The following is a 21944-nucleotide window of genomic DNA, read 5'->3' as shown; positions in this document are numbered from 1 at the left end:
CCCGGGCACAGAACTTACCGGATCAGCCGGACACCGCCGGGGCATCCGGCGCACTCACGTCGTAATTCGACGCCTTCCGGCCGAGCAGGGCCGTCAGGACGCGGGACTTGCGGGCGGTGTCGTCGGCGCTGCCCCAGCGGATCGTCGGGCCGGAGGGGAGTTGGAGCCGGATGTCGTCGTAGGAGTAGACCGTGAGCGAACCGCCCTGTTTGGCCACGTCCGGGGGCAGGCCGGCGGCGACCGTGATGGCCGAACGGACCAGGGTGGGACGGTCGATGACGGGGAGGGCGTCGGTCGCGGGCCCGCCGAGTTCGAGCGCCACCACGGGGACGCCGGACGGCGGCTGCGGTTCGGTGGCGAACTCCACACCCAGCGCGTCGACCTGGACGAACCGCCCGTCGTCGGCACGGATCGCGGCGACCGGTTGACGCTCCGTCACCTTCACCCGCAGGGTGTGCGGCCAGCCGCGCCAGATCTCCACATGGGCCACCCGCGGGACTCCGGCCACCAGCTGTTGGGCCCGCTCCAGGTCCACCCGGGCCAGCGGGCCGTGCGCGGTGGAGCCGAGCGCCCGCTCCACCTCGTCCTGGCTCAACTGCCCGGAGTCCAGGCCCTGGACGGCCACCCGGCGGACGTCCAGGGCGGCGGAGAAGAACACCGTCCAGCCGAGCGCGCCGAGCACCAGGGCGCCCAGCGCCACCAGTACCAGCACGCCCCGGCGGGACAGCCGGAGCCGGGGCGGGCGGGCCTCGTCGCCGTCCTCCCCGAACTCCTCCTCGTAGTCCTCGTCAGCCACGACGGCGGCCGCCGCGGGCAGCCTCGATCGCCTCGTACACCATCTGCACCAACAGGTCGTCCGCGTCCCGGCGGCCGAACTCGGCGGCGGAGCGCGACATCTCCCACAGCTTCGCCGGGTCGGTGAGCACCGGCAGCACGTTCTGCAGCACCCACTCCGCGGTGAGTTCGGCGTCGTCCACCAGCAGACCGCCGCCGGCCTTCACCATCGGCTGGGCGTTCAGCCGCTGCTCGCCGTTGCCGATCGGCAGCGGCACGAACGCGGCCGGCAGGCCCACCGCGGCCAGCTCGGCCACCGTCATCGCGCCGGCCCGGCAGAGCATCATGTCGGCCGCCGCGTACGCCAGATCCATCCGGTCCAGGTACGGCACCGCGCGGTACGGCGGCATGCCCGGGATGTCGTCGATGGTCGGCAGCTCGTTCTTCGGGCCGACCGCGTGCAGGATCTGCACGCCGTACTGCTGGAGCCGCGGCGCGATCGCCTGCACCGTCTCGTTCAGCCGGCGGGCGCCCTGCGAACCGCCGGACACCAGCAGGGTGGGCAGGCGCTGGTCCAGGCCGAAGTAGTGCCGGGCCTCGGGGCGCACCGTGCCGCGGTCCAGGGTGGCGATGGTGCGGCGCAGCGGGATGCCGATGTAGCGGGAGTCGCGCAGCTTGGAGTCCGGGGTGGAGACCGCCACGAAGTCGCTGTAGCGGGCGCCGATCTTGTTGGCCAGGCCGGGGCGGGCGTTGGCCTCGTGCACCACGATCGGCACGCCGGCCCGCTTGGCCGCCAGGTAGGCGGGCATCGCCACGTAGCCGCCGAAGCCGACCACCGCGTCGGCGTTGACCCGCTCGATGACCTCCTGGGCGGCCCGTACGGTGCCGCGCAGCCGGCCCGGGACGGTGATCAGCTCGGGGGTGGGCTTGCGGGGCAGCGGCACCGCCGGGATCAGCGCCAGCTCGTAGCCGCGCTCCGGGACCAGCCGGGTCTCCAGGCCGCGCTCGGTGCCGAGGGCGGTGATCCCGACGGACGGGTCGTGCCTGCGCAGCGCGTCCGCGAGCGCCATGGCCGGCTCGATGTGACCGGCGGTACCGCCGCCGGCGAGTACGACATGCACCGAAATTCACCGCTCCCTGCGCGTCGGCCCGGAGGCCTTCCGCGCTGTGGTTTTCCTACCTGGCACCACCCGGTCCAGGACGGACCCGAACCGGGAGTTGGCCCCTCTACGCCATCGGCGGGGCCGGGCAGCCAGCGCTGCCTTCGCCGCCGGGGTGCTGCGCGCGAAGCACAGCAGCAACCCGATGGCGCACATGGCCGACAGCATCGCGGAACCACCGTACGAGAACAGCGGCAGCGGGACGCCCGCGATGGGCAGGAGTCCCAGCGCCGACCCCAGGTTGACCACGGCCTGAGCCATGATCCACGTGGTGGCGGCGCCCGCCGCGTACCGGACGAACGGGTCCGTGGTGCCGAGAGCCACACGGATACCCGCGTAGCCTAGTGCCGCGAAGAGTGCGAGCACCGACAGCGTCCCCACCAGGCCGAGTTCCTCGCCGGTCGCGGCGAAGATGAAGTCGGTGTGCGCCTCCGGGAGTTGCCCCCATTTCTCGACGCCCGCACCCAGTCCGGATCCGAACGGTCCGCCCGCGGCCAGCGCGTACAGTCCGTGCAGGGCCTGGAAGCAGTCCAGGTTCGGGTCCGGCTTGGTCACGCCCACGCAGGCCAGCCGGCCCAGCCGGTGCGGCACCGTGATGATCAGCGCGGTGCACGCGACCACCGCGATGCCCAGGGTGGCGGCGAACAGCCGCAGCGGGGCGCCGACCATCCAGAGCAGCCCGAAGAGCATCGCGACCAGCACCATCGTGGTGCCCATGTCGCCGCCGAGCATGATCAGCATCATCAGGACGACGGTGCCGGGGACCAGCGGGACCAGCAGGTGCTTCCACTGGTTGAGCATGTGGGTGCGCTGCTTGCGGGCCAGCAGGTCGGCCGCCCACAGCAGCAGCGCGAGCTTGGCGAACTCGGACGGCTGGATCTGGAAGAAGCCCAGGTTGATCCAGTTCCGGTTGCCGTTGATCCGCACCCCGATGCCCGGGATCGCCACCAGCACCAGCGCCGCCACCACGCCGAACAGCAGCGGGTACACGGCGGCGCGCAGCATCTTGATCGGGGCCCTGGTCAGCACGACGGCGATCGCACCGCCCAGCAGCAGGGCGATCAGCTGCTTGCGGAAGAAGAACGTCATCGGCAGCCCGTAGTCCACCACGACGCTCTGCGACGCGGAGAACACCATCACCAGTCCGAGCACCACCAGCAGCAGCGCCGAACCGAGGATCAGGTAATAGGGCGTCAGCGGACGGGCCATCAAGTACCCGAACCGCTCACGCGCTGCGCGCACCCGGGCGACGGGGCCGGCGGACTTGAAGGTGGTCGTGGTCGCCGAGACCAGTCGCAGACGCGGCTTCTCGCTGGGCGGCACGTCCGTCTCCTCGTCGTCGGGGGCAGCTGGCAGGTGGGCGCGAAATCAGGGGCGCGGGGAACTGCGCGAAGCGGAAGGCACCACGTCCGCAAGATCGCGGTGCAGGACAATGAGCTGCACTTGATCGCGACCTTGCGGACGTGACTTGCGCTTGTCGCGCAGTTCCCCGCGCCCCTGGTTGCCCGTGGTTGCCCTAAAGCTCTCGCACTGCCGCCGCGAACAGGTCTCCCCGCTCACCGTAGTTGGTGAACATGTCCATCGACGCGCAGGCCGGGGCGAGGAGGACGGTGTCGCCCTTCTGCGCGGCGGCGGCCGCCACGCGGACGATCTCGGTCATCGCCTCCGCGCCAGTCTTCCCCGGCGCGGGTTCGAACACCGGGACTTCCGGGGCGTGTCGCGCCAGCGCCTCGCGGATCAGCTGCCGGTCCTGGCCGATCAGCACCGCGGCCCGCAGCCGGGGCGCGGCCGCGGCGACGAGTTCGTCGAAGGTCGCGCCCTTGGCGAGGCCGCCGGCGATCCACACCACGGGGCGGTACGCGGCCAGCGAGGCGGCCGTCGCGTGGGTGTTGGTGGCCTTGGAGTCGTCCACGTACGTCACGCCGTCGATCTCGGCGACGTGCGCGATCCGGTGGGCGTCGGGCGTGAAGGCGCGCAGTCCGTCGCGGACGGCCTTGGCGTCCACGCCGTAGGCCCGGGCGAGCGCCGCCGCGGCGAGCGCGTTGGCGATGTTGTGCGGGGCCGGGGAGGAGATGTCGGCGACGGCGCCGATCTCCGCGGCGGCCCGGTCCCGGTCGGGGACGAAGGCGCGGTCGACCAGCAGGCCGTCCACGACGCCGAGGTTGGAGACGGCGGGGGCGTCGAGGCCGAAGCCGATCGCCCGGCAGCCCTCCTCGACGTCGGCCTCGCGGACCAGCGCCTCGGTGGCCGGGTCGGCGAGGTTGTAGACGCAGGCGACCTGGTTGCCCTGGTAGATCCGGCCCTTGTCGGCGGCGTAGGCGTCCATCGAGCCGTGCCAGTCGAGGTGGTCGGGGGCCAGGTTGAGCACCGCGCCGGAGTGCACCCGCAGCGAGGGCGCCCAGTGCAGCTGGTAGCTGGAGAGTTCGACGGCGAGGACGTCGTAGGGCTCCTCGGCGAGGACCGCGTCCAGCACCGAGACGCCGACGTTGCCGACGGCTGCGGTGCGCTTGCCGGCGGCGGTGAGGATGGACGCCAGCATCTGGACGGTGGTGGTCTTGCCGTTGGTGCCGGTGACGGCCAGCCAGGGGGCGGGCTCGCCGGTGGCGGGGTGCGGGGTGCGCAGCCGCCAGGCGAGTTCGACGTCGCCCCAGACCGGGACGTCGGTCTGCTCGGCGGCGGCGAACAGCGGGCTGTCCGGGGCCCAGCCGGGCGAGGTGACGATCAGGCGGGTGCCCTCGGGCAGGGTGGCGCCGTCGCCGAGGCGGACGGCGATGCCCTGTTCGGTGAGGGCGGCGGCCTTGGCGTCCAGTGCGGGGCCGGTGCCGCCGTCCACGACGGTGACGTGCGCGCCGAGTCCGTGCAGGACCCGGGCGGCGCTGACCCCGGAGAGGCCGAGTCCGGCGACGACGACCGGCAGGCCGGCCCACTCCGGGTTGTTCATCCGGTCACCCATCCCGCGTAGAAGAGTCCGAGTCCGACGGCGACGCACAGGCCCTGGATGATCCAGAACCGGACCACGATCAGGACTTCGCTCCAGCCCTTGAGTTCGAAGTGGTGCTGGAGCGGCGCCATCTTGAAAACGCGCTTGCCGGTCATCCGGAACGAGCCGACCTGGATGATCACCGAAAGGGTGATGATCACGAACAGGCCGCCGAGGACGGCGAGCAGCAGCTCGGTGCGGGAGACGATGGCGAGGCCGGCCAGGGCGCCGCCGAGGGCGAGCGAGCCGGTGTCGCCCATGAAGATCTTGGCGGGCGAGGTGTTCCACCACAGGAAGCCGAAGCAGGAGCCCATCAGGGCGGCGGCGACCACGGCGAGGTCGAGCGGGTCGCGGACCTCGAAGCAGGACGCGGTGGCCTTGATCGCGTAGGCGCAGTTCTGGCCGTGCTCCCACAGACCGATGAAGGTGTAGGCGCCGAAGACCATCACCGAGGCACCGGTGGCGAGGCCGTCCAGACCGTCCGTCAGGTTCACGCCGTTCGACATCGCGGCGATCATGAAGTAGGCGAACAGGACGAACAGCACCGGGCCGATCGACCAGTTGAAGTCCTGCACGAAGGACAGCTTGGTGGACGCCGGGGTCTGGCCGCGGCTGTCGCTGAACTGGAGTGCCAGGATGGCGAAGGCGAGCGCGACGAGGGACTGGCCGAGCAGCTTCGCCTTGGCCCGCAGGCCCAGCGAGCGGCGCTTGACCACCTTGATGTAGTCGTCCAGGAAGCCGACCAGGCCCAGACCCGTGGTCAGGAACAGCACCAGCAGGCCGGAGGCAGTGGGCGACTCGCCCGTTATCGCCTTGGTGGCGAAGTAGGCGATCAGGGTGGCCACGATGAAGGCGATGCCGCCCATGGTGGGCGTGCCCTTCTTGCTGTGGTGCGCCTTGGGGCCGTCGTCACGGATGTACTGGCCGTAGCCGTGCCGGGCGAGCAGCTTGATCAGGGCGGGGGTGCCGAGCAGGGTCAGCACCAGGCCGATCAGGCCGGAGAAGAGGATCTGCTTCACTTCGCGGCACCGTCCGCGAGCAGTGCGTCGGCGACCTTCTCCAGGCCCACCGAACGGGATGCCTTCACCAGGACCACGTCCCCCGGCCGCACCTGACTGCGCAGCAGCTCGATCGCCGCGTCCGCGTCGGACACCAGCACCGACTCCTCACCCCACGAACCTTCGTTCCTCGCGCCCAGTTCCATCCGGGCCGCCTCGCGTCCGCCGACCGCCACCAGCTTGGTGATGTCGAGCCGGACGGCGAGCCGTCCGATGGCGTCGTGCTCGTCGAAGCTGTCCTCGCCGAGCTCCCGCATCTCACCGAGCACCGCCCAGGTGCGGCGGCGCTCCGGGCCCTTGCCCGCCATCGTCGCCAGTGCCCGCAGCGCGGCCCGCATGGACTCCGGGTTCGCGTTGTAGGCGTCGTTGACGACGGTCAGGCCATCGGCCCGGTCGACCACCTCCATGCGCCAACGGGACAGCGCACCGGCTTCGCCGAGTGCCTCGGCGACGCGGTCGACGGGCATCCCGAGCTCCACCGCCACCGCGGCGGCGGCGAGGGCGTTCGAGACGTGGTGCTCACCGTACAGGCGCAGCTGCACGGGTGCGGAACCGGCCGGGGTGCTGAGGGTGAACTGTGGCCGCCCGGTGGAGTCCAGGCGAACATCGGTGGCGCGGATGTGTGCGTCCGACGACTCGCCGAACAGCACCACGCGGGCCCTGGTGCGGCTGCTCATGGCACGCACCAGCGGGTCGTCGGCGTTCAGCACGGCGACGCCGTCGGCCGAAAGGGCCTCCACCATCTCGCCCTTGGCCTCGGCGATGCCCTCCTTGGAGCCGAACTCGCCGAGGTGCGCGGTGCCGATGTTCAGCACCAGGCCGACGGTGGGCGGGGTGATGCCGGTCAGGTACTCGATGTCGCCCTTGTGCCGGGCGCCCATCTCCATCACCAGGTACCGGGTGCCGGGGGCGACCTGAAGGGCCGTCAGCGGGTGGCCGATCTCGTTGTTGTGCGAGCCGGCCGGGAAGACCGTCTCGCCGTGCTTGGCCAGCAGCTGGCCGATCAGGTCCTTGGTGGAGGTCTTGCCGGCCGAGCCGGTGAGGCCGACGATCCGCACCTCGGTGGCGCGGGCGACCACGGCGCGGGCGAGCCGGCCGAGGGCCACCACGACGTCGTCGACCAGGATCGCGGGCACGCCGACCGGGCGGGTGGCGAGCACCGCGACCGCGCCGTCGGCGACCGCCTCGGCCGCGAAGTCGTGGCCGTCGACGCGCTCGCCGAGCACGCACACGAACAGGCCGCCGGGCTCGATCTGCCGGTTGTCGGTGACCACCGCGCCGGTGATCTGCGCGTCCGGGTCGGCCGCGTCCAGGGTGCCGTCGACCGCTTTCGCGGCCTCGGCCAGGGTCAGGCTGATCACCGGTCTGCCTCCATAAGCTGCTCCATGGCGACCCGCAGCACCTCGCGGTCGTCGAACGGGCGGACCTCGCCCTTCACGTACTGCCCGAGCTCGTGGCCCTTGCCGGCCACCAGCACGGTGTCCCCGGCGTGCGCCCGGGCGACCGCCAGGGCGATCGCCTCGGCCCGGTCGGGGACGGCGAGCACCTCGCCGCGCTCCTCCTCGGGCACCTCGGCGGCGCCGCCGAGCATGGTGGAGAGGATCGCCAGCGCGTCCTCGGAGCGCGGGTTGTCGCTGGTCAGGACGGCGGTGTCGGCGAGCCGGGCGGCGATCGCGCCCATCGGGCCGCGCTTGTACGGGTCGCGGTCGCCGCCGCAGCCGACGACGACGTGCAGCCGGCCCTTGGTGACCTCGCGCAGCGAGGCGAGCACGGCGCTCAGCGCGTCCGGCTTGTGCGCGTAGTCGACCACGGCGACGAACGCCTGACCGGCGTCGACCTTCTCCAGGCGGCCGGGCACGCCCGGGACCTGCGCCACCCCGGCGACCGCGGCGTCCAGCTCGATGCCGGCGGTGACCAGCGCGGTGATCGCGCCGAGCGCGTTGGCGACGTTGAACGGGCCGGGCAGCGGCACCGAGGCCTCGGCGCGGGCGCCGTCCGGGCCGAGCACGGTGAAGGTGGACCCGGCCGGGCCGAGGTGGACGTCGACGGCGCGCCAGTCGGCGGCCGGGTCGCCCTCGGCGGAGAACGTCACCATCGGGATCCGGGCCTCGCCGGCCAGTCGGCGGCCGTAGGAGTCGTCGCGGTTGGCGACGCCGAGCCGGGCCTTGCCGGGCTCGAACAGCCGGGCCTTGGCCCGGTAGTAGTCCTCCATGTCGGGGTGGAAGTCGAGGTGTTCCGGCGTCAGGTTGTTGAACAGTGCGACGTCGTAGGCCACGCCGTCGGTGCGGCCGTACACCAGCGCGTGGCTGGAGACCTCCATGACCACCGCGTCGGCGCCGGCCTCGTGCATCACGGCCAGCACCGCGTGCAGGTCGGTGGCCTCGGGGGTGGTGCGCTCGGACTTGATCCGCTCCGCGCCGACCCGCATCTCGACGGTGCCGATCACCCCGGGCAGCCGGCCGGCCCCGCGCAGGCCGCCCTCGACCAGGTACGAGGTGGTGGTCTTGCCGTTGGTGCCGGTCAGGCCGATCATCAGCATCCGCTCGGCGGCGGCCCCGTAGACCGCCGCGGCGAGGTCGCCCATCACCGCGCGGGGGCTGTCCACCACCAGCAGCGGCACGCCCGCGTCCGCGGCCAGCTCCGCGCCGGCGGCGTCGGTGAGCACCGCGACCGCGCCGGAGGCCACCGCGCCGGCGGCGAACGCCGCACCGTGGTGGTTGGCGCCGGGGAAGGCCACGTACACGTCGCCGGGGCGCACCGCCCGGGAGTCGTGGGTGACGCCCGTGACGGCCGGTCCTTGGACGGGCTCCAGCCCGAGCAGCCGGGCCGCCTCGGCGAGGGGCAGCGCCGCGGTGCGGCTCGGTCGGGGGGGACTCGCGGAGATTTGATCGGATTTCGGCACGGCCGGAAGGCTATCGGCCCCATGCCCCCCGGGGCCAAACCGGGTCCCGTCGGCCGTGACGCGGCTCACATCGCGCCCGTGGGCCGCGGCGGGTCGCGAGGTGTCGGGGGTGTCGCTCATCTCAGGGCTTCCAGTCGACGGGCAGGTTCGGCGCCTCGCTGCCGCTCGGCGGGACCTGGAGGGTCTTCAGGGTGAACTCCATCACCTGCTTGAACACGGGCCCGCACAGCTGCCCGCCGAAGTGCCCGTTGACCGGGGCCTGGATGACGCAGGAGACCGTCACCCGGGGCTGGTCGGCGGGCGCGAAGCCGATGAAGGAGGCGGTGTACCCGGAGTACTTGCCGGTCTTCGGGTCCACCCGGTCGGCGGTGCCGGTCTTTCCGGCCACCCGGTAGCCCGGGATCTGCGCCTTGTTGCCGGTGCCCTGCTCGTCGGTGACGACGGACTCCAGCATCTCGGTCAGCGTCTTCGCGGTCGTTTCCGTCACCACCCGGCTCTGCTCCCCGGGCGGCGCGGGCGTGTACCGCCCGTCCGGCCCGGTGGTGCCGGCCACCAGGCCGGGGGCGACCCGCACGCCGCCGTTGGCGATGGTGGAGAACACCGAGGTGGCCTGCAGGGCGTTCACCGACAGGCCCTGGCCGAACGGGATGGTGTACTGCTGCGAGCCGTTCCAGTCCTCCGGCTTGGCCAGGATGCCGCGGGTCTCGCCGGGGAAGCCCAGTCCGGTGGGCCGGCCGATGCCGAACTTGTCGAGGTACCCGGCGAGCACCTTGTTGGCCTCGGCCTGGGTCGGGCCGAGGTGCTCGGCGGCCTCGATGGTGCCGATGTTGGACGACTTGGCGAGCACGCCCGCCAGCGTCAGGTACCAGGTCTCGTGGTCGACGTCGTCGTGGAAGACCCGGTCGGAGCGCTGGAGCGTGTTCGGCACCGTGACGTGGGTGTCCCAGTTCGCCGAGCCGGTGTCCAGCACCGCCGCCATGGTCATCAGCTTCGCCGTGGAGCCCGGCTCGTAGGCGTCCTGCAGGGCCGGGTTGCCGAGCTGGTCGGCGCGGGCCGAGGACAGGTCGTTCGGGTTGAAGCCCGGGGAGGTGGCCATCGCCAGCACCTGACCGGTCTTCACGTCCTGGACGACCACATAGCCCTTCTCCGCCCCGGCGTTGGAGACCTGGTCGGTGATGGCGCGCTGCGCCGCCCACTGGATGTCCGGGTCGATCGTCAGCCGCAGGTCGCTGCCGGGCACCGCGTCCTGCCGGTTGCCGGCGGCGGTGGCGACCCGGCGGCCGCCGGCCGAGGCGTAGGTGGAGTAGCCGTCCTGACCGGCCAACAGCTGCTGGTACTGGAGTTCCAGACCGCCGGTGCCGGTGCCCTCGGAGTTGACGAAGCCGACCAGGTTGGCGGCCAGCCCGTTCGCCGGGTAGCTGCGCCGGGTCGACTGCTCCCAGAACACCCCGGCCAACGGGTTCACGCAGGCGGTGTCGAGGAACTCCCGGCCGCCCTTCTCGGCGGGCTTGCCGAGCAGCTCGCGCTGGCCCGCGCAGACCTTGCTGCCGGTCTGCTTGGCCAGCGCGGACTTCAGGTCGGCGATCTGCGTCTTCGCCTGCGGGGACTGACGGGAGGTCAGCAGCGCGTACTGGCTCTTCGGGTTCTTCGCGTTCAGGTGCAGCGAGGCCGCCAGCTTCTCCTTCGGCTGGCCGAGGATCGGCGCGAGCAGCGCCGCGGCCTGCTCGGGGGCGTCCGGCAGGTGGGTCGCCTCGGGGGTGAACATGGTCGGGTCGGCGGTGATGTCGTACGCGTCGACGCTGGTGGCCAGCACGGTGCCGTCGGCGGCGGTGATCGAGCCGCGCTCGGCGGGCAGCGTCGCCCGCACGTACTTGTTGGCGCCCGCACCGGCCGCCAGCGCGTCGGAGTCCAGCAGTTGGAGCTGGACCAGCCGGCCCGCGAAGATCACGAACACCAGGCCCAGACAGGCCGTCACCAGCCGCAGCCGGCGCTTGGGGTCGGCCAGCTTGATGGTCCGGGCGCCCGCCGCCGGGCGGCGCGCGGGCGGCCGGCGGACGTCGGGGCGCGGCCGGGGCCGGACGGCGGGCCGGCGGTCCCCGGCGGGCGGCCGCGGGCGGGCCGGGCGCGGCGGGGCGCCCTCGCCGGAGCGGCGCGGCTCGCCGACCCGGCGGCGCGGGGCGGCGGGGCGGCCGCCGGACGGCGGGGTGCGGCGGGGGCGGTGGGGGTCGCCGGGGCCGGTCGGGCGGCTCACCGCTGGGCCCCGGGCGAGGCGGTGGCGGTGGCGGCGAGGGGCGGCGCGGGGGCCAGCTCGATGCCGGGGTCGCCGGGGCTCGGCGACGCGGCGGGCGACGGCGAGCCGGACGCGGCGGGGCGCTGCCAGGGGTCGGTGCTGCTGCGCGGCACCGGCGGGTTGTCCTCGGCGGCCTTGGCCTTGCCGGTGACGCTGCCGTCGGCGCCGAGGAAGACCGGGTCGCCGCCGGGGACCATGCCGAGTTCGCGGGCGCGCTGCTCCAGCGCGTCGGGCGCGGACTGGGCGGCGATCTCCTGCTGGAGGGACTGCTGCTGGTCGGTGGCCTCGGTGGTCTGCTTCTTCAGCCGGGACAGCGTGAACGAGCCTTCGTTGAGGGCGGTGTTGAGCATCAGCAGCCCGAGCAGCCCGGCCGACAGCAGGGCGACCACCAGCACCGCGAACGGGGTGCGTCCCCTCGTCGAGCGCGCTCCGGGCCGGACAGTGATCCGCGCCCTGCCCCCCTGCCCGGGGACGCGCCCCCGGGTCCGCTCGCCGGCCACCGGCACCGCTCCACTCCCCTTCGCTCCGCTGTTCCCGGGGGCTGGCTACCTCCGGGTCTCCCTGATCCTCTCCGCCACGCGCAGCCGTACGGGTGCGGCGCGCCGGTTCTCCTCGATCTCCTCCTCGGTCGCCAGTTCGGCTCCTCGGGTGAGCAGCTTCAGCCAGGGCTGGAGCTCCTCGGGGATCACCGGGAGGCCCGGCGGGGCGGTCGAGGTGGCGGCGGCCTGGAAGTACTGCTTGACCAGGCGGTCCTCCAACGACTGGTAGGACATCACGACGATCCGACCACCCACTGCGAGGGCGTCCAGCGCGCCGGGGATGGCCCGGTCCAGCACCTCCAGTTCGCCGTTGACCTCGATCCGCAGCGCCTGGAAGGTCCGCTTGGCCGGGTTGCCGCCGGTCCGCCGGGTGGCGGCCGGGATGGCGTTCCGCACCAACTCCACCAGACGAGCACTGGTGGTGAACGGTTCCTTCTCGCGTTCCCGCAGCACCGCGGAGGCGATCTTCCCGGCGAACCGCTCCTCGCCGTACACCTTGAGGATCCGGGCCAGGTCCCCGTGGCTGTAGGTGTTCAGGACCTCGGCGGCGGAGATGCCGCGGGTCTGGTCCATCCGCATGTCCAGCGGCGCGTCCTGGGCGTAGGCGAAGCCGCGGTCGGCCTCGTCCAGCTGCATCGAGGACACCCCGAGGTCGAACAGCACGCCCTGCATCGCGGGGATGCCCAGGTCGTCGAGGACCTGCGGGATCTCGTCGTACACCGCGTGCACCAGGGTCGCGCGGTCGCCGAACCGGGCCAGCCGTTCGCCGGAGAGCCGCAGCGCCTCCGTGTCGCGGTCCACGGCGACCAGCCGGACGTCGGGGAAGCGGGTCAGCAACGCCTCGCTGTGGCCGCCCAGGCCCAGGGTGGCGTCCACCACCACCGCGCCGGGCGCGGAGATCGCCGGAGCGAGGGCGTCCAGGCAGCGCTCCAGCATCACCGGGATGTGCCGGGGGGTCGGGCTGTCGGTACTCATACGGGGGCCGGGCCCTTCCTCAGGTGCAGGTGTGGCCCCGCCATTCTCGCTCACCGGCCCGCCGACTCCGCACGCCGCCCGTGGTCCCCGCCCGCTCGCTCGGGGGAAGGAGCGACCGCCCGGCACCGGGGAAGGTGCGCCAGGTGGGCACGGAGCGGGAGGAGGCCGCGGCCTGCGTGCGGGCCGACGGCCCGGCGCGGAGAGCGGCCGAGCGCCCGGTTGCCGGGTGCCGTCCGCCGTGCTCCACTGCGCCGCCAGACTATCGCTCACGCCTCGTCAGTCAACGCTCCACCACGGCGCACCACCCGCCCGGCGGTATCCGTTCCCGCAGGTCGGACCGGTAGTGCGGGCCCCGGCCGGACGGGGCGCGGAGCGCCGCGGGTGCGCCGGTCGAACCGGGTCGAAGCCGTCCGAACGGGGTGGCCCTCGCTTCCGCGCGCCCGGCAGGACCCGGAAGAGAGGCCCCCGCCGCCCGGCGGGTAAAGGCTTGCGCAGGTGTGCCCCGCCGCCGCCGCGACCCCACTACGGTCGTCGCATGGCACCTGCTCCCGGCTCCGACCGGCCGTCCGAGACCGACCGCTTCCTGGTGGCCAACCGCTCCTATGCCGAGACCTTCCGGGACGGCGGCATGGACGCCCGACCGGTGCGCAAGGTCGCCGTCGTGGCGTGCATGGACGCCCGGCTCGACCTGTTCGCCGCGCTCGGCCTGGAACTCGGCGACGCGCACATCGTCCGCAACGCGGGCGGCGTCGTCACCGACGACACCATCCGCTCCCTGACCATCAGTCAGCGCGCCCTGGGCACCCGCACCGTGGTGCTGATCCACCACACCGGCTGCGGACTGCTCGGCCTGACCGAGGACTTCCGCCACGAACTGGAACGCGAGGTCGGCCAGCGCCCGCAGTGGGCGGTGGAGGCCTTCACCGACCTGGACGGCGACGTCCGCCAGTCCATGCAGCGGGTGCGCACCTCGCCGTTCCTGCCGCACCGCGACGACGTCCGCGGATTCGTCTTCGACGTGCACACCGGCCTGCTCCGCGAAATCCGCTGAAACCACCCGGGCCCCGCCCTCGTCCCAAACCGGGACAAGCCTTCGCGTGTCGCCCGGCCGGGTGACTTCTGGCCGGGGGACAGGGAAGAATGCGCCAAGTATTCGGGGTGGGCCGGGCTCGAACCAGCCGCCCGGCGACTGTTGCACATTGGAGTGTACGGGTGACGACCATCAACGGGCAGGGCACGGGACAGCCTCAGGCGGACCGCCACGAGCGCCGGGAGGCGGCCGGGCCGGCCGAGTTGACGGCGGTCGCCGACCGGGTCCGGGCGTCCGTCGAGAGCGTGATCGAGGGCAAGCCGGAGGCCGTCCGGATCGCGCTGACGGTGCTGCTCGCCGAGGGCCACCTGCTGCTGGAGGACGTGCCCGGCGTCGGCAAGACCATGCTCGCCAAGGCGCTGGCCCGCTCGGTGGACTGCACGGTCCGCCGGATCCAGTTCACCCCCGACCTGCTGCCCTCCGACGTCACCGGCACCAACGTCTTCGACCAGCACCAGCGGGACTTCGAGTTCCGGCCCGGCGCGATCTTCGCGCAGATCGTGGTCGGCGACGAGATCAACCGGGCCTCGCCGAAGACCCAGTCGGCGCTGCTGGAGTCGATGGAGGAGCGCCAGGTCACCATCGACGGCACCACCCACGAACTGCCCTCGCCGTTCATGGTGATCGCCACCCAGAACCCGGTCGAGATGGAGGGCACCTACGCCCTGCCCGAGGCCCAGCGCGACCGCTTCATGGCCCGCATCTCGATCGGCTACCCGAGCGCCGAGGCCGAGTACGCGATGCTCGACCTGCACTCGGCGGCCAACCCGCTGGACGGCCTGCAGCCGGTCGCGCACGCCGCCGACCTGCTCAAGCTGATCGAGGTGGTCAAGAGCGTGTACGTCTCCGACCCGGTCCGCCGGTACGCCGTCGACCTGGTCGCCGCCACCCGCAACACCCCCGAGCTGCGGCTCGGCGCCTCCCCCCGGGCCACCCTGCACCTGGTCCGCGCCGCTCGCGCGCACGCCGCCCTGGACGGCCGCGACTACGTGCTGCCGGACGACATCCAGGCACTGGCCGTCCCGGTGCTGGCACACCGTCTGCTGCCCACCTCGGAGACCCAGTTGAGCCGCCGCACCGTGGAGAACGTGGTGCTCGACCTGGTCTCCCGACTGCCCGTCCCGCGCCCGCAGGGCCGCTGAGGTGGCGGGCCCCGCCCGGCCCTCCGGGCTGCGCGCCGCCCTGCAGGGGCTCACCACCCGGGGGCGCTCCTTCCTGGCCGCCGGCCTGACCGCCGCGCTCTGCGCCTACCTGTTCGGCCAGAGCGCGCTGTTCCAGGTCGGCGTGCTGCTGGCGGTACTGCCGCTGGCCTCCGCGCTGCTGCTGGTGCGCACCCGCTACCGGGTCGCCTCCGGCCGCCGGCTCAGCCCGCAGCGCGCCGCCGCCGGCCAGGAGGCCCGGGTGCACCTGCGGCTGGACAACGTCTCCCGGGTCCCCACCGGCCTGCTGCTGCTGGAGGACAAGGTCCCGTACGTGCTGGGCCCGCGCCCGCGCTTCGTGCTGGACCGGGTCGAGCCGCGCGGCTTCCGCGAGGTGTCCTACCGGGTCCGCTCCGACCTGCGCGGACGCTACCCGCTCGGCCCGCTGCAACTGCGGCTGTCCGACCCGTTCGGGATGTGCGAGCTGACCCGCTCGTTCAGCGCCGCCGACGTGCTCACCGTGGTCCCGCAGGTCCAGGACCTGCCGCCGGTGCGGCTGCCCGGCGAGTCCGCCGGACAGGGCGAGTCCAACGCGCACGCGCTGGCACTGGCCGGCGACGACGACGTGATCCCGCGCGAGTACCGGCACGGCGACGACCTGCGCCGGGTCCACTGGAAGTCCACCGCCCGCTACGGCGAGTTGATGGTCCGTCGGGAGGAGCAGCCGCTCCGGGCCCGCGCCACCGTGCTGCTGGACACCCGCGAGACCGCGCACCGCGGCTCCGGCCCGGCCTCCTCGTTCGAGTGGGCGGTGTCCGCCGCCGCCTCGGTCTCCGTCGACCTGGTGCAGCGCGGCTACCAGACCCGGCTGCTCACCGACACCGGCCGCGCCCACCCCCAGCACGGCAGCACGAACACCACCACCGCCGAGGCCGTCGGCGTGCTGCTGGACGCGCTCGCCGTGGTCGAGCACTCCGACGGCGGCGGCCTCGGCCGCGCCGAGGAGGTGCTGCGCCTGGGCGGCGAGGGCCTGCTGGTGGCGATCGTCGGCGACCTCGACGACGACCAGGCCGAACGCCTGTCCCGACTGCGCCGCCGGGCCGGCGGCGCGGTCGCCCTGGTGCTGGACACCGGCACCTGGGCGGGCCTGCGGCACCTCTTCCCGGACGCCGCCGACGAGCATGGCGACACCGTGGTCCACCGACTGCGCGAGGCCGGCTGGACCGTCCTCCCGGTGCGGGCCGGCGACTCGCTGCCCGCACTGTGGCGGGCCGCCGACCGCACCCAGAATTCCGTTCCCTACCGAGACGAGGTCGGCGCGTGACCACCCGGGCCAAGTTGACGCTCTGCGCGGCCCTGGCGACCGCCCTGGCGGCGCTGTCCCTGTCCCCGCTGTTCAAGGACTCCTTCGCGCTGGCCCCGCACGGCATGCTGATGATCGCCGTCGCGGCGGCCGCCGGCGCAGGCCTGCGCAGCCTGCCGCTGCCCCGCCCGCTGGTGCTGCCGCTGCAACTGCTCGCGGTGGTGTACGTGCTGATGCTGACCACCGTGCAGTCCGCGATGAGCATCGGCGTGCTGCCCGGGCCGGGCGCGCTCGACGCCCTCGCCACCCGGCTGGCCGGCGGCGGCAGCGACATCCAGGAGTACGCGATCCCGGCGCCCACCACCGACGGCCTGCGGCTGATCGTGGTCGGCTCGGTCGCCCTGGTCGCCGTCCTGGTCGACGCCCTGGCGGTCACCTACCGCCGGGCCGCCGCCGCAGGCCTGCCGCTGCTCGCCCTGTACTCGGTGGGCTGCGGCCTGGCCGGCTCGCCAGGCGGCATGTGGCTGTGGTTCCTGTTCGCCGCGGCCGGCTACCTGATCCTGCTGTACACCGAGGGCCAGGACCGGCTCACCCGCTGGGGCCGGGTCTTCCACGGCACCGGCCGCTCCGCCGTGGCGCTGTCCAACGGCGGCCGCCGGGTCGGCCTGATCGCCCTCGCCTCCGCCCTGGTGCTGCCCGCCGTGCTGCCCTCGGCCGGCGCCGGCCTGTTCGGCGGCTTCGGCAACAGCGGCAGCGGCACCGGGAAGGGCAGCGGCTCGGGCGACGAGCGCTCGCTCAACCTGGTGGTCGCGCTCACCGCCAACCTGCGCTCCAGCGACGACACCGAGCTGCTGCGCTTCTCCACCGACGCCCCCGACGCCGACCAGCTCTACCTGCGGGTCGCCGAGCTCAGCGAGTTCGACGGCGCGGAGTGGAAGGCCGGCACGCCGTCCGAGGAGGCGGTGCCCACCACGCTGCCCCGCCCCGAGGGCCTGGGCAACGGCGCGCCCATGACCACGGTCCGCACCAACGTCAAGATCTCCGACCGGCTCAGCACCGTCTGGCTGCCGATGCCGTACCCGGTGTCCTGGGTGGAGCTGCCGTCCACCAACAACTGGCGCTTCGACCGGACCGGCCGCACCATCAACGCCGTCAACGGCCAGAAGACCAACGGCCTGTCGTACACCGTCGGCTCGCTCACCATCAACGCCGAGCCCTCGCAGCTGCGCTCGGCCGCCGCGCCGCCCGAGGACATCACCCGGCGCTACCTGGAGCTGCCGGCCAACCTGCCCTCCGTGGTCGGCGAGACCGCCCGGAAGATCACCGAGAACGCCACCAACCCGTACGACATGGCCGTCGACCTCCAGCAGTACTTCACCAAGGGCGACTTCACCTACAACACCAAGATCGAGCCGCGTACCGGCGGGGACGCCATCGCCAAGTTCCTCCAGGACAAGGAGGGCTTCTGCGTGCACTTCGCCGCCACCATGGCCGCGATGTCCCGCTCGCTCGGCATCCCCGCCCGGGTCGCCATCGGCTTCACCCCCGGCACCGGCGACGGCACCAACCGGATCGTGCGCAGTTCCAACTACCACGCCTGGCCCGAGCTGTACTTCTCCGGCCTCGGCTGGATGCGCTTCGAGCCGACCCCCAACCGGGGCGCCGCCCCGCGGTACACCGTCCCGCAGGCCGCCGCCTCGGCGCAGCCCAGCGCGCAGCCCAGCGCCTCCGCGTCCGCCGACCAGCCGTCCGCCGGACCGTCCGCCTCCAGCACCTGCACCTCGCAGCAGCACCGGCTCGGCGACTGCGACGACCAGTCCCTGGCCGTCGAGCACCGCACCACCGCCACCCCGTGGTGGCAGAGCCCGCCCGCGCTGCTCGGCGCCGCCGGGCTGGTCCTGCTGCTCGCCCTGCTGGCCACCCCGATGCTGCTCCGCGGCCGCCTGCGCCGACGCCGCCTCGGCACCGGCCGGCACGCCCCCGGCGCGGACGGGCCCCGGCTCACCGACCAACAGGTGCTCGCCGCCTGGGCCGAACTGATCGACTCCGCCTGGGACCTGGGGCTGCCCCCGGACGAGGCCCGCACGCCCCGGAACGCCGCCCGCCGGCTCGCCGAGGACGCCCACCTCGCCCCCGCCGCGGCCGAGGCCGCCGGCCGGGTCGCCCTCGCCACCGAACGCGTCATGTACGCCCGCGAGTCCGACCCGTCCCCGCACCTCGGCACCGACGTCCGCACCGCCCGCGAGGGCCTGCTCCTCCAGGCCTCCCGCGGCCGCCGCCTGCGCGCCCTGCTCCTGCCCGCCTCCACCGTCCGCTTCTGGTGGCGCACCCAGGACCGCATGGCCGCCCTCCGGGAACGCACCGCCGCCCGCACGGAGGCCCTCCGCGCCGCCGTCGCCCGGCGCTTGCGCCGCGCCCCGAAGGAGTAGGGCCCCGCCGTCCCGGCGTTCTCTCCCCGGCCCGGCCGAGGGAGAACTCCGGGACGGCGCAAGGCGTCGAACGCAAAGATCCGCCCGACGAGGGAAGCTCCCTCCTCGGGCGGATCTCTCCGTAGTGAGTTCCGGTTGCGCTACAGCCCGCTCTGCTCGTCGCGGCGCCGCTGCCAGCGCTGTTCCATTCGGTCCACGACGCCGGTCTTCCGGCGTGGCGCTGCCGCCTGCCGTGGACCGTGTCCGGCCGGGCCTCGACGCCACGCGGTGACCGCGAGGACCGCACAGCCCAGCATTACCAGGAACCCGACCACGCTGACCCAGATGACCTGCGCGACCAGGCCGCCCATGAGCAGCGCGATGCCTGCCACGAACCCCGCCGCGGCCAGGTAGACCCGCCGACGGGTGTAGGTGCGCAGGCCGGTTCCCTCAAGCGCTGACGCGAACTTGGGATCTTCGGCGTACAGCGCTCGCTCCATCTGCTCGAGCAGTCGCTGCTCGTGCTCCGAGAGCGGCACGGAGTCCTCCTACTCGTCGGTCGCGGGGCGACCGGTCCGCCACCCCTGGCTCGGGCCTCGTGGTCCATATGCCCCACCGGTCTGGCCGTCATGCTTACCGGCTTTACCCAGATCATACGGTCCACGGGCCCGGTTCGGCGTGGTCAATCAGGCGTGGCACGGGCCACCGCGACGTGGGGCCCGCACCTCTGCAACGAGCGGGCCCCCCACTTGGTGCCCCTGGCGTGCCGGTGTGCGGTCAGACCGCTTCGGCGAGCAGGTGGAGCTGGGTGGCGACGGCGTGGAACGCGGGCTGCTCGGCGGCGGCCAGTTCCAGCTTCAGCAGGGCGTCGAGCGCGCCGGGCTCGGTGTCGACCAGGACGCCGGGGACCAGGTCGGCGAAGACCCGGATGCCGTGCACGGAGGTGACCCGCAGGCCGGCGTCGGAGGCGAGGGCGTCGAGCTGGTCGCCGGTGAAGCGGCGGGGCATCGGGTCGCCGGCGCCCCAGCGGCCGTCGGGGGCGTCCAGCGCGGTGCGGGCGTCGGTGAACTGGCCGGCCACCGCGCGGGCCAGGACGGCGCCGTTGCGGTTGGCGGCCAGCAGGCTGACCAGGCCGCCCTTGCCGAGCGTGCCGACCAGGTTGCCGAGCGCCTCGGCGGGGTCGTCGACGACCTCCAGCACGCCGTGGCAGAGCACCGCGTCGACCGAGCCGGCCGGGACCAGCTCGGGGAGCGTCTGGGTGTCGCCCTGGACGGCGCGGACCAGGTCGGTGACGCCGGCCTCGGCGGCCCGCCGCTCCAGCGCGAACAGCGCGTCGGGGCTGGGGTCGACCACGGTGACGCGGTGGCCCAGCCGGGCCACCGGCACGGCGAAGTTGCCGGTGCCGCCGCCGGTGTCGACGACCTCCAGGACCGGCCGTCCGAGCTCGGCGGAGCGCCGTTCCAGCGCCGAGCGCAGCACCTCCCACACCACAGCGGTACGCAGCGCACTGCGGGGACGAGTCGGATACAAGGCGGCACCCCTCTAGGCAGGACTTCCACGGCGGAAACGCCCTTACCCTATCCGCCCGAACAGGGCGGACAGGGTGCGGCGCAGTGCCGGGTTCAGGGATGCAGGGCCAGGATCCGCTCCACGATGCGCAGGTACAGAGCGGTGTTGCGGATCAGGTCGTCCGCGTCGCGCGGCCCGGCGGCGCCGACGATGCCGGCCTCGGCGGCGGCCCGGCGGCGGGCGCCTGCGGCGAAGTAGGCGGCCCACTCGGCGAGTTCGGGAGCGACCTCGGGCAGCAGCTCCCATGCGGGGCGGATGGCGTGGCGGCGGCGCGGACTGCGCTCGGGGCGGCCGCGGACCGCGAGCACGGCGGCGGTGGCGCGCAGCGCGGCGAGGTGGGCGGTGGCGTAGCGCTCCAGCGGATCCTGCCGACTGCGGGCGAACACCAGGGTGCGGTGGGCGTGCCGCAGCAGTTCGAGCGCGGCCGGCGAGGCGGGCACCCGGCGCAGCACCGGGTGGACGTCGGCGCCGCGCACGGCGGGCAGCGTGGGTTGATCGACGGCAGGGCGGGCGACAGGCTCAGGACGACTGATGGTCATGGGTCTCCCCCGTTCACTCCGGACCTTGCCCGGGCCGGTCGGCCCGGGCATGCATCCATCGTGAACGGGGGGTCTGACAACTCCGGGCCGTTCGTGGCCGGTCGGTCGTCCCCGACGGCCGCTCCCCCGGAAGGGAGTCGGGCTCCGCCGCCCCGTGTCGGCGGTGCCCGACCCTGCCGTGCGGCCGTTGGTCGCGCCCAGGGCCTGCGGTGCGGGCCAGCTGTCCCCCGTCGGCCGTGGCCTGCCCCGGGCGCTCCGGGCGGCTCCAACCTGCGGCCGTCCCGTTGCCCACTACTGTGCCGTCGCGCCGTCACAGCGGGAATCCGTGCGGGTACTCAACCGGCGATCTGAGTACGGATACTCAGACGCCCCCGACGGTCGGCGGGGCGGGTACGGTGGCCGGATCCCGTCCGAGGGCCGGGCGGGGGGCGTGCGAGGGGGGCTGCGGTGGAGGCCGTTCCGCTGATCTTCACCAGCGGCTGGGCGAGCGGGATCAACGCCTATGCCGTGGTGCTGCTGCTGGGCCTGTTCGGCCGGTTCGGCGGCGCCGAGTCGGTGCCGCCGGTGCTGGAGCGCACCGATGTGCTCCTCGCCGCGGCGGTGCTGTTCCTGTGCGAGGCGGTCCTGGACAAGATCCCGTACGTGGACACCGTCTGGGACGTGGTGCACACCTTCGTCCGCCCGATCGCCGGCGCCACCGTGGGCGCGCTCCTCGCGGCGCACGACCCGGGCTCCCTCGGCGAGGTCGCCGCCGGCGCGGTCGGCGGCACGACCGCGCTGCTCAGCCACGGCGTCAAGGCCGGCCTGCGGATGGCGGCCAACACCTCCCCCGAGCCCGCCTCCAACATCCTGCTCAGCCTCGGCGAGGACCTCTCCGTCGCCGGCCTGGTCACCCTGGCCGTCTTCCACCCGTGGCTGGCCGCCTCGGCCGCGGCCGTCCTGCTGCTGCTCGGCGCCCTGCTGGTCTGGTTCGCGGTGTCCCGCATCCGCCGCTTCTGGCTGCGCCGCAGGGACCGCGGACGGGCGCGAGCCCGGGCACGTGAGGGCGTGCGGGACGAGGGCGAGCCCGACCGGGGGCGCCGGGGGTCCCCCCGGCGGAGCGAGGGGGCGGAGCCTCGCGAAGCGGAAGACCTCCATCGGCAGGATCGCGATCTCACGCAATGACCTGCACGTGAACGCGCCCCGCGCAGGCAGCCGCCGCGTGAGGGCCGCATAGGA

At 73.7% G+C, this 21944-nt stretch carries 18 protein-coding genes; 5 read left to right on the top strand and 13 right to left on the bottom strand.

The features are described 5' to 3' along the window. Nucleotides 1-22: 22 nt before the first annotated feature. The 10 genes from ACIQF6_RS16265 to rsmH all read right to left on the bottom strand — a co-directional run bounded on the left by ACIQF6_RS16265 (nucleotide 23) and on the right by rsmH (nucleotide 12678). Nucleotides 23-796: a cell division protein FtsQ/DivIB gene (locus ACIQF6_RS16265; protein ID WP_400894970.1), complete on the bottom strand. Its 774-nt coding sequence runs from the start codon at nucleotides 794-796 to the stop codon at nucleotides 23-25. Then, a complete protein-coding gene (murG, locus tag ACIQF6_RS16260; RefSeq protein WP_400894968.1) occupies nucleotides 789-1895 on the bottom strand; it encodes an undecaprenyldiphospho-muramoylpentapeptide beta-N-acetylglucosaminyltransferase in 1107 nt (368 codons plus the stop codon). Before murG ends, ACIQF6_RS16265 begins: the two co-directional genes overlap by 8 nt. Nucleotides 1896-1901: 6 nt before the next feature. Next, nucleotides 1902-3257 (bottom strand): putative lipid II flippase FtsW, encoded by a 1356-nt coding sequence (ftsW, locus tag ACIQF6_RS16255; RefSeq protein ID WP_400894965.1) that lies wholly within the window; start codon nucleotides 3255-3257, stop codon nucleotides 1902-1904. Between the two features lie 193 nt (nucleotides 3258-3450). Then, nucleotides 3451-4887 carry a UDP-N-acetylmuramoyl-L-alanine--D-glutamate ligase gene (gene murD, locus ACIQF6_RS16250; protein WP_400894962.1) on the bottom strand — a complete coding sequence of 479 codons (1437 nt, stop codon included), beginning with the start codon at nucleotides 4885-4887 and terminating at the stop codon, nucleotides 3451-3453. Beyond that, nucleotides 4872-5933: a phospho-N-acetylmuramoyl-pentapeptide-transferase gene (gene mraY / locus ACIQF6_RS16245; protein WP_400894960.1), complete on the bottom strand. Its 1062-nt coding sequence runs from the start codon at nucleotides 5931-5933 to the stop codon at nucleotides 4872-4874. The genes murD and mraY overlap by 16 nt, the downstream gene beginning before the upstream one ends. Continuing rightward, entirely contained in the window at nucleotides 5930-7333 is a 1404-nt protein-coding gene (gene murF / locus ACIQF6_RS16240; RefSeq protein WP_400894958.1) for a UDP-N-acetylmuramoyl-tripeptide--D-alanyl-D-alanine ligase, read from the bottom strand. Before murF ends, mraY begins: the two co-directional genes overlap by 4 nt. Next, nucleotides 7330-8874: a UDP-N-acetylmuramoyl-L-alanyl-D-glutamate--2,6-diaminopimelate ligase gene (locus ACIQF6_RS16235; RefSeq protein ID WP_400894956.1), complete on the bottom strand. Its 1545-nt coding sequence runs from the start codon at nucleotides 8872-8874 to the stop codon at nucleotides 7330-7332. Before ACIQF6_RS16235 ends, murF begins: the two co-directional genes overlap by 4 nt. Nucleotides 8875-8995: 121 nt before the next feature. Next, on the bottom strand, nucleotides 8996-11125 hold the full coding sequence (locus ACIQF6_RS16230) for a peptidoglycan D,D-transpeptidase FtsI family protein (RefSeq protein WP_400894953.1): 2130 nt from the start codon (nucleotides 11123-11125) through the stop codon (nucleotides 8996-8998). Beyond that, nucleotides 11122-11559, bottom strand: a complete 438-nt coding sequence (locus ACIQF6_RS16225; RefSeq protein WP_400894951.1) for a septum formation initiator family protein — start codon at nucleotides 11557-11559, stop codon at nucleotides 11122-11124. Before ACIQF6_RS16225 ends, ACIQF6_RS16230 begins: the two co-directional genes overlap by 4 nt. 150 nt (nucleotides 11560-11709) lie before the next feature. After that, complete coding sequence (gene rsmH / locus ACIQF6_RS16220) at nucleotides 11710-12678, bottom strand: 16S rRNA (cytosine(1402)-N(4))-methyltransferase RsmH (RefSeq protein WP_400894949.1); 969 nt, start codon at nucleotides 12676-12678, stop codon at nucleotides 11710-11712. A 535-nt stretch (nucleotides 12679-13213) separates the two neighbouring features. Between rsmH and ACIQF6_RS16215 the strand changes: the two genes are divergently transcribed. The 4 genes from ACIQF6_RS16215 to ACIQF6_RS16200 all read left to right on the top strand — a co-directional run bounded on the left by ACIQF6_RS16215 (nucleotide 13214) and on the right by ACIQF6_RS16200 (nucleotide 18639). Beyond that, nucleotides 13214-13729 (top strand): beta-class carbonic anhydrase, encoded by a 516-nt coding sequence (locus tag ACIQF6_RS16215; protein WP_400894947.1) that lies wholly within the window; start codon nucleotides 13214-13216, stop codon nucleotides 13727-13729. Nucleotides 13730-13971: 242 nt separating this feature from the next. Next, nucleotides 13972-14910 carry an AAA family ATPase gene (locus ACIQF6_RS16210; protein ID WP_400895349.1) on the top strand — a complete coding sequence of 313 codons (939 nt, stop codon included), beginning with the start codon at nucleotides 13972-13974 and terminating at the stop codon, nucleotides 14908-14910. 1 nt (nucleotide 14911) lies between these two features. After that, nucleotides 14912-16231 carry a DUF58 domain-containing protein gene (locus ACIQF6_RS16205; protein WP_400894944.1) on the top strand — a complete coding sequence of 440 codons (1320 nt, stop codon included), beginning with the start codon at nucleotides 14912-14914 and terminating at the stop codon, nucleotides 16229-16231. Then, a complete protein-coding gene (locus tag ACIQF6_RS16200) occupies nucleotides 16228-18639 on the top strand; it encodes a transglutaminaseTgpA domain-containing protein (protein WP_400894942.1) in 2412 nt (803 codons plus the stop codon). Before ACIQF6_RS16205 ends, ACIQF6_RS16200 begins: the two co-directional genes overlap by 4 nt. A gap of 140 nt (nucleotides 18640-18779) precedes the next feature. Here ACIQF6_RS16200 and ACIQF6_RS16195 read toward each other — a convergent pair whose 3' ends face one another. The 3 genes from ACIQF6_RS16195 to ACIQF6_RS16185 all read right to left on the bottom strand — a co-directional run bounded on the left by ACIQF6_RS16195 (nucleotide 18780) and on the right by ACIQF6_RS16185 (nucleotide 20726). Continuing rightward, entirely contained in the window at nucleotides 18780-19157 is a 378-nt protein-coding gene (locus tag ACIQF6_RS16195; RefSeq protein WP_387643760.1) for a DUF3040 domain-containing protein, read from the bottom strand. Between the two features lie 238 nt (nucleotides 19158-19395). Beyond that, a complete protein-coding gene (locus tag ACIQF6_RS16190) occupies nucleotides 19396-20148 on the bottom strand; it encodes a methyltransferase domain-containing protein (RefSeq protein WP_400894939.1) in 753 nt (250 codons plus the stop codon). Between the two features lie 92 nt (nucleotides 20149-20240). After that, the gene (locus ACIQF6_RS16185) at nucleotides 20241-20726 is read right to left on the bottom strand and encodes an SAV_6107 family HEPN domain-containing protein (protein ID WP_400894937.1); all 486 of its coding nucleotides are present in this window, start codon (nucleotides 20724-20726) and stop codon (nucleotides 20241-20243) included. Between the two features lie 447 nt (nucleotides 20727-21173). Between ACIQF6_RS16185 and ACIQF6_RS16180 the strand changes: the two genes are divergently transcribed. After that, nucleotides 21174-21890, top strand: a complete 717-nt coding sequence (locus ACIQF6_RS16180; RefSeq protein WP_400894935.1) for a DUF4126 domain-containing protein — start codon at nucleotides 21174-21176, stop codon at nucleotides 21888-21890. Nucleotides 21891-21944: the final 54 nt, after the last annotated feature.

The organism is Kitasatospora sp. NPDC092948, from assembly GCF_044754805.1.
GTDB lineage: Bacteria > Actinomycetota > Actinomycetes > Streptomycetales > Streptomycetaceae > Kitasatospora.
The sequence above is the reverse complement of the archived record's forward strand: the minus strand, read 5'-3'. Positions and strand labels throughout refer to the sequence as shown.

What these genes read in the sequence shown, in the direction of transcription:
- murD (WP_400894962.1), bottom strand. Translation starts at nt 4,887, where the DNA reads ATGGGTGACCGGATGAACAACCCGGAGTGGGCCGGCCTGCCGGTCGTC.
- rsmH (WP_400894949.1), bottom strand. Translation starts at nt 12,678, where the DNA reads ATGAGTACCGACAGCCCGACCCCCCGGCACATCCCGGTGATGCTGGAG.
- ACIQF6_RS16215 (WP_400894947.1), top strand. Translation starts at nt 13,214, where the DNA reads ATGGCACCTGCTCCCGGCTCCGACCGGCCGTCCGAGACCGACCGCTTC.
- ACIQF6_RS16185 (WP_400894937.1), bottom strand. Translation starts at nt 20,726, where the DNA reads ATGACCATCAGTCGTCCTGAGCCTGTCGCCCGCCCTGCCGTCGATCAA.